Source organism: Pseudomonas sp. URMO17WK12:I12, from assembly GCF_000514395.1.
Classification (GTDB): domain Bacteria; phylum Pseudomonadota; class Gammaproteobacteria; order Pseudomonadales; family Pseudomonadaceae; genus Aquipseudomonas; species Aquipseudomonas mucoides.
In genome coordinates this window covers 203,705-215,646 of the sequence record NZ_AZVV01000008.1, presented here as the reverse complement: position 1 = coordinate 215,646, position 11,942 = coordinate 203,705, and the positions used below count along the sequence as shown (strand labels likewise).

The window sequence follows — 11,942 nt, the reverse complement described above, 5'->3', positions numbered from 1 at the left end:
AAGATCCACGGGATACTCTCGCAAGGTTAGCCATTCACAGGGAGCACCGCATGCGCACCATCGGCCTTATCGGCGGCATGAGCTGGGAGTCCAGCGCCGAATATTATCGTCTCATCAATCAGCAGGTTCGTGACCGGCTCGGGCCGTTGCGTTCGGCGCAGTTGCTAATGTACAGCGTCGACTTCGGGCCTGTCGAACAGGCCCAGCATGCCGGGCGCTGGGACGATGCGGCGGCGATTCTGGTAGACGCGGCGCGAGGGCTTGAGGCTGGCGGCGCCGAGTGTGTGGTGCTGTGTACCAATACCATGCACAAGGTGGCCGGACAGATTCAGGCCGCGATCACTGTTCCGTTCCTGCACATCGCCGACCCGACCGGTCAGGCAGCCGTCGATGCCGGTGCGCTGAAGGTCGGGTTGCTCGGGACCGCGTTCACCATGGAACAGGACTTCCTCAAGGATCGTCTGAGCGCGATGGGCTTGACCGTGCTGGTGCCGGAAGCCGAGCAACGCAACGCCGTGCACAGGATCATCTACGACGAGTTGTGCGTCGGGGTGATCAGCGAAACATCGCGCAAGGTTTACCAGCAGGTGATCGAATCGCTGACCCAACGCGGCGCCCAGGCGATCATCCTCGGTTGCACGGAAATCGGCATGCTGATCAAACCCGAACACAGCGCCCTGCCCCTGCTCGACACCACCGAACTGCATGCGCAGGCGGCGGTGGCGTTTGCACTGGGCGACTGAGTCACTCGGTGTCAGGCATGCGACGCAGACGCGCCATGCTCAGGGTGTCGACCAGTCGGCCGTCACGCACGGCGTAGTCACGGAGCAGGCCTTCGGTCTCGAAACCGAACTTTCGGTACAGGCCGATGGCCGCTTCGTTGTCGGCGTACACCGAAAGTTCGACCCGCCGCAGGTTCATCCAGTTGTCGGCGATGTCCAGCACCGCCGCCAACAGCGTCGAACCCACGCCTTTTCCCTGCCATGCCACCGCGACGCCCATGCCGATACTGCCGGCATGGCTGCGGCGGATCCGCGAGAATTGTTCCAGGCCAATGTTGCCGATGACCGTGCCCTGATGCAGCGCAACCAGTTTCACCAGGCGCTCGTTATCCGAGGCCAGGCGCTGGCGCCAGATCTCGGTGGATTGAAACGGCATTTGCAGGACCTGACGGGTAATGGCCGGGTCATTGTAGAGCGCGGTGACGCCCTCGATGTGGGCTTCGCTGAAACGTTCGAGGGTGATGACCGGATCGGTGGCAGGCATGGGTGATTCATCCTTGAGGCAGACATGGCCGCTTACTCTACAACGCTATCTCCGAATATGGCGACATTCCCTGTGGGAGTGAGCCTGCTCGCGATAGCGGCCTAACATTCAAAATAAATGTCGACGGATACACCGCTATCGCGAGCAGGCTCACTCCTACAGTTAACCGTGGTTAGCTCTCGAACCACTCCCGGCGCTCGTTGAAGGTGTTGTGGATCAGCTCGACGATCATCTGCACATCGGCCTGACCTTGAGTGTCGGCATTCACCGCCATCCAGACCTGACGCGGCATCGGCTGCTCGAACAGTTCAGGCAACGCAATCAAACCACGGTCGAATTGGCTGATGTAGCGCGGCAACAACCCGATGCAGGCACTGCAGCGGATCATCTCCAGCATCAGTTCATAGGAATGCAACTGCACCACGCCAGCCAGACGCTGATCCACCACGCTGTTCCATGGCCGAAAGCTCTCGACCTGACGGTCATGCTGCCACTGCACGAGCATGAAGTCGGCCAGGTCATCGAGGCTGCCCGGCCGCGCCGCGACCCGCGAATAGCGTTTGGCGATGTGCGGCAGATACTCCAGACGCGCCAGTCGCTGCGGCTCGCTGACCGCAAAACTCGGCCCCGGCAGCGGCGAATCCGTGCCGGCCAGCCATAGCACCACATCGGCGCTGATTGCTTGCAGGCTCAGCTCACTGTCGAGGGTAATGATGTCCAGGCGCACGCTGGCGTTGCGGCGCAACAAGGCGACCAGGTCACGGCCGAGGATGTCATGCAGGATCGACTCGGCCACCGCCAGACGTATCAGCGGTTGCTCGATCACCGGTGCATCGCGCTCATGGGCCAGCGCGATCAGTTGCGCCTGAAGCGCCAACCCTTCACGACTCAGGGCCAGGCCATTGTCCTGATGATTGAACAGCGAACATTGCAGTTGCGACTCCAGCTGCGCCAGGTGTTTGCGCAACTGCGTGGATTTGATGTTGAGGCTGCGAGCGGCCTGCATGAAGCACCCGCAACGGGCGCTCACCCGAAAGGACTGCGCCAGCACCGGGTCGATGCCGGCCGCATAGGTGGATTCCATCAATGACATCAGTGACTCCCTGTCGATCTATCCTTGAAAACCTCATCCTGCGCAGCGTGTATGAACCTGATGTGACACTCGGCGCGGATAATCGATTCAGCCGCCAGGGGTTTGCCGAAAACTCACCGCCAGGCGATTCCAGCTGTTGATGGTGGTCACGGCAATCGTTAAATCGACCAGCTCCGCTTCGCTGAATTGCTCCCTCGCCAGCGCGAAAACGTCATCCGGCACGTGGCTTTCGGAGAGCAGCGTCACCGCTTCGGTCCAGGCCAGCGCCGCCCGTTCCCGAGGGTTGAAAAAGCCGCTGTCGCGCCACACGACGATCGAATACAGGCGCCGATCCGTCTCACCCAGGCGGCGGGCGTCCACCGAGTGCATGTCGGTGCAAAAGGCGCAGCCGTTGAGCTGCGAGGCGCGGATCTTGATCAGGTGCAGCAACGCGGGCTCAATACTGAGGTTGCTGGTCAGGGCTTCCATGGCAATCATCGCTTTCATCGCTTTGGGCGACGCGCTGTAGTAATCCAGGCGGGAACTCATGGGGCGACCTCGTGACGCGATGATGTGAATTTCACGGTAGTCGTCGAGGTCGCGACGTGACAGAGCCAATTCGGCGAAATAACCATGGACCACTCGGCGCCAGACCAATCCCGGGTTTTTCACCTGCGCAACTTCTGCACGGCCGCGCATGCGGGTAATCTGGCGCGACGCACACGCGCCTCAACCGCTGCAGGAGCCTCGCCGGTATGGAACTTCATGTTGTCATCAACGGCCGCAAGGACCTGACGGGCCAGTTGTACAACCAGTTGCGCAGCGCCATCGAATCCGGGCGCCTCGCCGCCGGGACCCAGCTGCCGCCCAGCCGCTTGCTGGCCGAACAGCTGGGGATTTCGCGCAAGACCATTTCCGACACCTACGCGCAACTGACCTACGAAAACTTCCTCACCGGGGTGATCGGCAAAGGCACTTACGTGAATGCGCGCCCCTCGAAAATCGACCGCAAACAAAGCCATTCCGAACTGGCGAGTTTTGAGGTCATCGAATCCTGGCGCCAGCTGCCCGTATTCCTGCGGCACCCGACGCTGGAAGGCTCGTTGCGTTATGACTTCATTGGTGGCGCCACCAGCAAGGGCCAGTTCCCGCAGGATGACTGGCGCCGCTGCACCTCCCATGCCTTGCGCCAGATTGCCGGTTCCAAGGGCTTCTATAGCTTGCCCGAGGGCCTGCCGGCGTTGCGCAACGCCATCGCCCGGCACATCGCGTTCTCGCGCGGGGTCAATTGCCAGGACGAAGACGTGGTGGTGTGCAATGGCGCGCAACAGGCGCTGGACCTGATTTCCCGGGTGATCACGCGCCCCGGCAGCATCGTCGCCATGGAGGACCCCGGTTACCCGCCGGCGCGCCTGTTGTTTGGCTCTCACGGTGCCACGGTGATTGGCGTACCGGTGGACGCAGAAGGCATTCAGGTGGACAAAATCCCCCTTGGTACGCGGCTGATCTACGTCACACCGTCCCATCAGTTCCCGCTGGGCCTGCCGATGAGCCAGGAGCGCCGGGCGGCGCTGCTGGAGCGCGCTTATGAACTGGGCGCGATCATCATCGAGGACGATTACGACAGCGAATTTCGCTACGAGGGCCGCCCTACCGATTCGCTGCAAAGCATGGATGAGCGCGGGATCGTCGCCTACGTCGGGACCTTCTCGAAAACCCTGCTGCCGGAGTTGCGGCTCGGCTATGCGATTTTACCGCCGGCGATTCTCGAAGCCGTGATCCGCGCCAAACAACTCACCGACCTGCACACGTCGACCATGCCCCAATGGGCGCTGGCCAAATTCATCGCCGAAGGCTGCTTGCTCAAACATATCCGGCGCTGCCACACGATCTATGCCGGGCGTCGCGAACGCATCCTGGCGCGCATGGCGGGCGACCTGTCGCCGTGGTTCGAGCCAGTGCCGACCACGGCCGGGTTCCACATGGTGGTGATGTGCAAAGTGCCTATCGATCTGGCTCTGGTGATTGAATTGGCGAAAAAGGTCGAAGTCGGGCTCTATTCGATCGAGGCCTTTTACTTCCAGCAAGCGCCGCAGGACGGGCTTTTGCTGGGTTTTGGCGCCATTGACACGCTGGACATCGACACCGCCCTGGACCGTCTGCGCGACATTTTGCAGCAGGTGGCCTGACGGATTGGTCTGCGCCTTTACCGGGCGATTGGCTATTGGTGGTCCGGGGTTGCAGGCCTATCCTGCATAAGCGTTATCCCTCAATGAGCAGGATTCGTCCGGCCTGATTCAGGAGTGTGAGCAATGTCCCACGAAGTGATCAATACCGTACAGGTGCAGGCTGCCGCAGGCCGCTCGGATGAACTGGGCAAGCAACTGCAAAAGATTGTCGAAACCCTGCGCGAACTACCGGGCTGCGACTCCTATATGGTCGACCGCTGCCCCGAGGACACCAACCGCTGGACCGTCAGCGCGCGCTGGCAATCGGAAGCGGCGATGCACTCGCATTTCAACTGCCCGGAAGTCCAGGGCTTCATCGGCCTGATTGACAATCAACTGGCGAACGCCGTGGATTTCAACAGCTTCCCGATCCGCTAAAGCACCCTGTAGCCGCTCTGTAGCAGCCGCCGAACGCAGCCTCGCGTTGCTCGACAGCTGCTACAAGGCATACGTAATTCGGGGGCTGGATTGGTCCCCTCACCTTCCCGAATATTGGCTGTTTGATTGGTCCACCCTGCGGACTATCGTTGTTGCTGACGATAACCACCGCAGGTACTGAACCATGAAAGCTTTGCGTTTCCTTGCTGCCCCGCTTGCTGTCCTCGCCCTGACCGCCTCAGTCACCGCGCTCGCCCACGAAGGCCCTTCAGAAAAGGTCACGGTGCTGCAGGATCAATTGCTGAAAAACGTCCCTGGCAAAAAAGCCATGATGATTGAAGTCGACTACAAGCCTGGCCAATCCTCGATTGCCCATAAGCATGAAGGCACGGCCATGGCGTATGTCATTTTCGGCTCGATCACCTCCCAGGTGAAGGGTGAAAAAGCGATCACCTACAAGGCCGGCCAATACTGGTACGAGCCGGCAGGATCGGAACATTTGGTCTCGAAAAACGCCAGCGCCACCCAGCCCGCCAAACTGCTGGTGTTCATGGTGTTGTCGCCCGACGAGAAAGTGTTGATCCCACTGGAAAACTGATGGCTGAACGTACAACCATAAATAAAAAGGCCCGAACTTTGATTTCGGGCCTTTTTATTTCTTGAAGCAATCAAACGACCCTGTTTAAACCAAATAAAACTATTGAACTGACGATAAGCCTGCTTATTGGTTATTTAATTCTGTGAAGACAGGTTTAGTCTGGAATCACCGCCGCCCCCTACCGGCACTCAAACTTCCCAACTCAAGTTGTTTCACTGGAGTAACACCATGAAACTTGCGCTTGTCAGTACCTTGACGATGACCGTTGTTTTATCAGGCTGCTCGATCCCCACCGCGCCAAGTGCGGTCTCTTCACTGGACGGCATCTTTACCGCGCCTGTTGGCCGCAGCAATGCCACGAGCATTCCTAATGGCCATAATGTGTCGCTTGGCATCGTCTACAGCCATAACACCCAGACCAATCGCGCCTACCTCCAGGACTACCAGGCCAACGCGGGCACCGGTTTCGGCCAGAGTTTGCTGGTGCAGCCGATTCATGACGCCTACGTCGCCACCTCTAAACCCGACCTGGCCGTGGATTGGGTCAAGGCCTCGTTGCAGCGCCAGTTCGGCTCGGTCACGGTGTACCCGGACATGCAGAGCCTCAAGGCGGCGAAACCGGACGTGGTCGCGATTGTCGACAGCCGCAGCCAGTTGATGACCTCGCGAAGTTCGGATATAGCGGCGGATGTCAGTGCAGACTTTTACGACGCTAATCTCAACTATATTGGTACTGCACAAGGGCATGACGCTAAAGCGCTGACGCCTCTGTGGGCGGACTTTAAACCGAGCTCGGAGATAGTGGCGGATATTAATGAGCAACAGAATGTGCAAGTCAGGGCGCTGCAGAAGTTTGACCAGTCGCTCAGTAATTTACTGACCAGCCCGACAGATAAAGTATCGATGCTGGATAATAATTCGGGGCGGAAGTTGTATTAAGGCATATGACCCCATCGCGATCAGGCAAAAAAAAACCCGCATGTCTCCATGCGGGTTTTTTTCATTCAGCGCCTGATCAGGCCGCCGGCTCCAGCTCTTCGCTGACGGCACCAGTGGTGGTCACCACCGCTTGCCCGCTCAATGCCAGGTCCAGCAACTCACGGTTGGCCACCGCGTACATGGCGTAGTCCGTGCCGCTGGCGGCACGGATTTCCACCAGCATCGCGCGCCAGCGTTCGATCATGCCTTCGTGCGCTTCCATCCACAGCGCCAGGCGGGTTTCCACGTCCTGAGTGCCGTCGCCCTGTTGCAGGACGGAGATGGTGATTGCACGTTGCTGCCAGTCGACGTCATCACGGAACGCTTCACGGGCCAGGGCCTGCCAGTTGTTTTCAACCGGCAGAGCGCTGATCTGTTGCAGGTACCAGGTGATGTCCAGCGCGCTGCCGACGGCGAAGTAAGCCTTCGCCACGTCTGCTGCGTTCTGGCCGGTCACGTCCGACGCTTCGATGATTGGCAGCAAGGTGTACAGGTGAGTAGTGCCTGCAACCATGCGCGCCAGCAGTTCAGGTACGCCAGCGGCGACGTAAGCCTGATAGCGGGTCTGCCAGCCTTCGCGGGTCGGGCCTTCCAGCAGTTCGTCGAGCTTGAGGCCCAGCGCTGCCAGATGTGGACCGAAGTGCGCAACATCACGAGCGGCGTTCTGCTCGTTGCGACGGCTGCGCAGGAACCAGCGCGTGGCGCGACGGCCCAGACGCATCAGTTCGTCCATCAGCTCCAGTTGCACGTCAGCGGAAACCTGGTAGTCCAGGGCTTCTATCTGCCGGAACCAGTGCGGGAGGTGGAAGATATCCCGAACTATTACATAGGCACCCGCAACATTCGCCGGGCTCATGCCGGTCGACTCTTTGAGTCGTTGAACGAAGGTGATGCCCATGTGGTTGACCAGGTCGTTGGCGATCTGGGTGCTGACGATTTCGCGCTTCAGACGGTGACGGCGCATGGCTTCGGAGAACTTGCTCACCAGGGTCGGCGGGAAAGCGGTTTCCATGTCGCGGGTCAGGTAGTCGTCATCCGGTACCAGGGAGTTGAGCAGCGCCTCCTTGAGGTCGATCTTGCTGTAGGAGATCAGTACCGACAGCTCGGCGCGGGTCAGGCCGTGGCCTTCTGAAACGCGCTCGTTGATCGCTTCTTCGTTCGGCAGGAACTCGATGGCGCGATCCAGCTTGCCGCGGCCTTCCAGATCGTTCATCAGACGCTTGTATTCAGCGATACGCGGTAAGGCACGACGCGCAGCCAGGGACAGAGCCTGAGTCTGCTTGTAGTTGTTGCCCAGCACCAGGCTGCCGACTTCGTCGGTCATGCTCGCCAGCAACTGGTTACGTTGCTTGTCGGTCATGTCGCCCGCCTGAACCACTTCGTTCAGCAGGATCTTGATGTTGACTTCGTGGTCGGAGCAATCCACGCCACCGGCGTTGTCGATGAAGTCAGTGTTGGAACCGCCGCCATTGAGACCGAATTCGACACGACCCAGTTGGGTCATCCCGAGGTTACCGCCCTCGCCCACGACTTTGCAGCGCAGTTCGTTGCCGTTCACGCGCAGTGCATCGTTGGCCTTGTCGCCGACATCGGCGTGGCTTTCGCTGCTGGCTTTGACGTAGGTCCCGATGCCGCCGTTCCACAACAGGTCTACCGGTGCCTTGAGCAAGGCATTGAGCAGCTCGGTCGGGGTCAGCTTGTCAGCCTGAATGTCGAAGCGCTCTTTCATCTGCGGGGAAATCGCGATGCTTTTCGCGCTACGGGAGAAGATCCCGCCGCCTTCGGACATGATGCTGATGTCGTAATCCGACCAGGCCGAACGCGGCAGGTCGAACAGGCGCTGACGCTCGGCAAAGCTGTTTGCCGGCTCCGGGTTCGGGTCGATGAAGATGTGCAGGTGGTTGAACGCAGCCACCAGTTGCAGCGTCTCGGACATCAACAGGCCGTTGCCGAATACGTCGCCGGCCATGTCGCCGACGCCGACCACGGTGATGTTGTCTTTCTGGACATTGATGCCGCGTTCGCGGAAGTGACGTTGAACGCCGACCCATGCGCCTTTGGCGGTGATGCCCATCTTCTTGTGGTCGTAACCGGCGGAACCGCCGGAAGCGAACGCGTCACCCAGCCAGAAGCCGTAGTCGATGGCGATGCCGTTGGCGATGTCGGAGAAGGTCGCAGTGCCCTTGTCCGCGGCCACCACCAGGTACGGGTCATCGTCGTCATGACGCACGACGTTGGCCGGCGGCACCAGCGCGCCGTCTTTCAGGTTGTCGGTGATGTCCAGCAGGCCCGAAATGAAGATGCGGTAGCAGGCGATGCCCTCGGCCGCGATCTCGTCACGGTTGCCGCCCAGTGGCAGGCGACGCGGCAGGAAGCCGCCCTTCGCGCCCACGGGCACGATGACCGAGTTCTTCACTTGCTGGGCTTTTACCAGGCCCAGGACTTCGGTGCGGTAGTCTTCTTCACGGTCGGACCAGCGCAGACCGCCACGAGCAACGTTGCCGAAGCGCAGGTGCACGCCCTCGACACGAGGCGAGTAAACGAAGATTTCGAACTTCGGTACCGGCTTCGGCAGCTCTGGAATCTGGTGCGGGTTGAACTTGAAGCTGAAGTACGACTTGTTCTTGCCGTTGGCATCAGTCTGGTAGAAGTTGGTGCGCAGGGTGGCCTTGATCAGGTCCAGGTAGCGACGCAGGATGCGGTCTTCGTTCAGCACCTGGACTTCGTCCAGAGCGGCAATGATCGCGTGTTCCAGGCGTTGCTGCTTGTCTTCCAGATCATCGCCCGACAGCTTGCGCGCCAGGTAGAAGCGGGTCTTGAACAACCGGGTCAACTCGCGAGCGATGTCGGTGTGGTTGTTCAGGGTGCTGGCGATATAGCCCAGGTCGAAGCCCAGACGGATCTGCTTCATGTAGCGAGCGTAAGCACGCAGCAGCGCCACATCGCGCCACGGCAGGCCGGCGGTCAGCACCAGGCGGTTGAACGCATCGTTCTCGGCATCGCCGCGCACGATGTGGACGAAAGCGTCCTGCAGGGTGTCGTTGAGTTGCTGGATGTCGAGTTCCAGGCCTTCGGCGGCGGTGAACGCGAAGTCGTGAATCCAGAACTCGCGACCATTGGTGTGACGCAGGCGATACGGGAATTCACCCAGCACGCGCAGGCCGAGGTTCTCCAGGATCGGCAACACGTCGGACAGCGCCAGCGGCGTGTCGGCGTGATACAGCTTGCAGTGCAGCATGCGCTGGCCGGACACCTGACCCAGTGGCTGATAGAAGCTCATCACCAGTGGATTTTTTTCGTTCAGGCTCAGCAGGTGTTGCATGTCGACCACAGCCGAGTGGGCGGCGAAACGCTCGCGGTAACCGGCCGGGAATCCTTTCGGGAAGTCGGCCAGCACGTTGGTGCCATGGGCTTCGCCGAAACTTTCAACTACCAGGCTCGCGTAGTCGTCCTGCCAGCTGCGGCAAGCTTGCACCACTTCTTTTTCCAGCAGAACCGGGTCGATGTCGAGGCGGTTCTTCGGGTCGACGCGCAGGATCAGTTGCACGCGGGCCAGCACGGATTCGGAGAAGAACGTCCAGAACTCGCAATCCGAGGCTTTCAGGCGATCCATCAGCACTTGCTGGATCTTCTGGCGCACTTCGGTGGAGTAAATGTCCCGTGGCACGTAGGCCAGGCAGTAGCAGAAACGGCCGTACGGGTCTTTGCGCAGGAACACACGAATCTTGTTGCGTTCCTGGATCTGCACGATCGACATCACGGTGCTGAACAGTTCGTCGACCGGGGTCTGGAACAGGTCATCGCGCGGCAGCACTTCAACCACCTGCGCCAGTTCCTTGCCCAGGTGAGCCTTGGCCTGGAAGCCGGAACGGCGTTCGATTTCTTCGACCTTGCGGCGGATGTACGGGATGACCCGCACACTCTCGCCGTACACCGAAGAGGTGTACAGGCCCATGAAACGGCATTCCTTGATGACGTTGCCGTCAGCATCGATTTCACGGATCGACACGTAATCCGGGTAAGCCGGACGGTGTACACGGCTTGGGTGCGCAGCCTTGGCGAACGACAGCAGTGTCGGTTCGCGCAGGTAGTTCACGGCGTAGTCTTCGATGCGCAGGTCATCGTAGGTCAGGCCGGTACGCAGCAGTTTGGTCAGGCCGAGGAAGGAATCCTGGTCGTAGACGATGTGGCCGCCGTCGGCTTCATCGCGCACCACGAACTCTTCGTAGCCGAGGAACGTGAAGTGGTTGCCCACCAGCCATTCCAGGAAGCTTTTGATTTCGCCTTTTTCTTCAGGGTCGACCGCGTACTGGCTGTTGTCCAGACCGGTGAGGATGTCCTGGACCTTGGCTTTCATCGGTTCGAAATCGGCGACGGCGACGCGGACTTCACCGAGTACCTGCTCCAGCTCTTTGCTCAGGACATTGAGCTCGGCGGTGTTGGCGCAACGGTCGATTTCCAGGTACATCAGCGATTCTTGAAGAATGCCTTCGCCCTGGGTGCCTTTGGGCAGGATTTCCAGCAACTCGCCCTTGCTGCCGCGACGCACGCTCAGCACAGTGGTTTGCAGGGTATGAATGCTGTAGCCGCGACGGTTCAGCTCGGTACGCACCGAGTCCACCAGGAATGGCAGGTCGTGGTGCAGCACTTCGACCGCGGTGTGGGTCGACTGCCAGCCGTGGCGTTCGTAGTCGGGATTGTAGACGCGCACTTGCGGTTGCGCGTGATCGAAGCGCTCAAGCAGGCGCCACGCAGAAAGGGTGCAGCCGGCGAGGTCGGACAACCGACGCTGGGTCAGCTCGTCCAGGGAAATGATGCCGAAGAATTGTTCAGCGAACAGCGCCACTTGTGGCAGTGCCTGTTCACTGATGTGCTGTGCCAGTGCCGCTTGCAGTTGGTGCTGGAAGTCGGCTTTGCTGGCTGCGGTGAAGAACGCCATCTGTGGTACTCCGCTTGGGCTTGTTATTGATGGAAGCGTCGCGTGCAAAACCCCTTTCGGGGCGATCCGTCACCCTGTTCCTGATTCTCGGGCAGAGGAAACAGGGGACAGGTGGGTGAAGCTGGACGAGACACTCAGGTCACATTCACCTTCCATGAATGGGCATCTGCAAAACCGACTGGGCTGCGAACAGCGCAATGTCTTTACAGGTGCTCATCCGTTGCGCAGCTTAACGAGTGCGGCGAGGCCCGTGCTTGCGGTGCTGCGACATATTCGGTCATCGGTACGCAACTGGCGGCACACGCCTCGAACAACACTAGCAGCCGTGGGCAAAAACGGGCGTTTTATCCCCGGTTTTCCGGCACCTGCGTACCAGAAATGACCAGTAACACTCCAAGTGTCCACGCCCCTGCTCTGACACTCAGCCGAGCAGAAATTCCGTTGGGCTGGCAGAATTGCGCTTTATGCGTCTTCACCACGCTC

The 11,942-nt window shown here is 60.0% G+C and carries 9 protein-coding genes; 5 read left to right on the top strand and 4 right to left on the bottom strand.

Annotated elements, in window-relative coordinates; translation table 11 throughout:
- Positions 1 to 50: 50 nt before the first annotated feature.
- Complete coding sequence (locus tag D882_RS0111815; RefSeq protein ID WP_027923436.1) at positions 51 to 743, top strand: aspartate/glutamate racemase family protein; 693 nt, start codon at positions 51 to 53, stop codon at positions 741 to 743.
- Position 744: 1 nt separating this feature from the next.
- Here D882_RS0111815 and D882_RS0111810 read toward each other — a convergent pair whose 3' ends face one another.
- From D882_RS0111810 to D882_RS0111800, 3 genes are all read right to left on the bottom strand, one after another.
- Complete coding sequence (locus D882_RS0111810) at positions 745 to 1,266, bottom strand: GNAT family N-acetyltransferase (RefSeq protein WP_027923435.1); 522 nt, start codon at positions 1,264 to 1,266, stop codon at positions 745 to 747.
- 172 nt (positions 1,267 to 1,438) lie between these two features.
- Complete coding sequence (locus D882_RS0111805; protein WP_027923434.1) at positions 1,439 to 2,359, bottom strand: LysR family transcriptional regulator; 921 nt, start codon at positions 2,357 to 2,359, stop codon at positions 1,439 to 1,441.
- An 87-nt stretch (positions 2,360 to 2,446) separates the two neighbouring features.
- A complete protein-coding gene (locus tag D882_RS0111800) occupies positions 2,447 to 2,887 on the bottom strand; it encodes a carboxymuconolactone decarboxylase family protein (protein WP_027923433.1) in 441 nt (146 codons plus the stop codon).
- A gap of 206 nt (positions 2,888 to 3,093) precedes the next feature.
- On the opposite strand from D882_RS0111800, the gene D882_RS0111795 reads away from it, so the two are divergent.
- The 4 genes from D882_RS0111795 to D882_RS0111780 all read left to right on the top strand — a co-directional run bounded on the left by D882_RS0111795 (position 3,094) and on the right by D882_RS0111780 (position 6,481).
- Positions 3,094 to 4,527 (top strand): PLP-dependent aminotransferase family protein, encoded by a 1,434-nt coding sequence (locus D882_RS0111795; protein ID WP_027923432.1) that lies wholly within the window; start codon positions 3,094 to 3,096, stop codon positions 4,525 to 4,527.
- A 123-nt stretch (positions 4,528 to 4,650) separates the two neighbouring features.
- Positions 4,651 to 4,944: an antibiotic biosynthesis monooxygenase family protein gene (locus D882_RS0111790; protein ID WP_027923431.1), complete on the top strand. Its 294-nt coding sequence runs from the start codon at positions 4,651 to 4,653 to the stop codon at positions 4,942 to 4,944.
- Positions 4,945 to 5,128: 184 nt separating this feature from the next.
- Positions 5,129 to 5,542 carry a cupin domain-containing protein gene (locus tag D882_RS0111785; RefSeq protein WP_027923430.1) on the top strand — a complete coding sequence of 138 codons (414 nt, stop codon included), beginning with the start codon at positions 5,129 to 5,131 and terminating at the stop codon, positions 5,540 to 5,542.
- Between the two features lie 228 nt (positions 5,543 to 5,770).
- Positions 5,771 to 6,481: a hypothetical protein gene (locus D882_RS0111780; protein ID WP_027923429.1), complete on the top strand. Its 711-nt coding sequence runs from the start codon at positions 5,771 to 5,773 to the stop codon at positions 6,479 to 6,481.
- Between the two features lie 76 nt (positions 6,482 to 6,557).
- Here D882_RS0111780 and D882_RS0111775 read toward each other — a convergent pair whose 3' ends face one another.
- Entirely contained in the window at positions 6,558 to 11,459 is a 4,902-nt protein-coding gene (locus D882_RS0111775) for an NAD-glutamate dehydrogenase (RefSeq protein WP_027923428.1), read from the bottom strand.
- Positions 11,460 to 11,942 lie beyond the last annotated feature (483 nt).

Excerpts from the sequence above, each read along its gene's own strand:
- D882_RS0111815 (WP_027923436.1), top strand. The coding sequence starts at position 51 with ATGCGCACCATCGGCCTTATCGGCGGCATGAGCTGGGAGTCCAGCGCC.
- D882_RS0111810 (WP_027923435.1), bottom strand. The coding sequence starts at position 1,266 with ATGCCTGCCACCGATCCGGTCATCACCCTCGAACGTTTCAGCGAAGCC.
- D882_RS0111805 (WP_027923434.1), bottom strand. The coding sequence starts at position 2,359 with ATGTCATTGATGGAATCCACCTATGCGGCCGGCATCGACCCGGTGCTG.
- D882_RS0111800 (WP_027923433.1), bottom strand. The coding sequence starts at position 2,887 with ATGAGTTCCCGCCTGGATTACTACAGCGCGTCGCCCAAAGCGATGAAA.
- D882_RS0111795 (WP_027923432.1), top strand. The coding sequence starts at position 3,094 with ATGGAACTTCATGTTGTCATCAACGGCCGCAAGGACCTGACGGGCCAG.
- D882_RS0111790 (WP_027923431.1), top strand. The coding sequence starts at position 4,651 with ATGTCCCACGAAGTGATCAATACCGTACAGGTGCAGGCTGCCGCAGGC.
- D882_RS0111785 (WP_027923430.1), top strand. The coding sequence starts at position 5,129 with ATGAAAGCTTTGCGTTTCCTTGCTGCCCCGCTTGCTGTCCTCGCCCTG.
- D882_RS0111780 (WP_027923429.1), top strand. The coding sequence starts at position 5,771 with ATGAAACTTGCGCTTGTCAGTACCTTGACGATGACCGTTGTTTTATCA.
- D882_RS0111775 (WP_027923428.1), bottom strand. The coding sequence starts at position 11,459 with ATGGCGTTCTTCACCGCAGCCAGCAAAGCCGACTTCCAGCACCAACTG.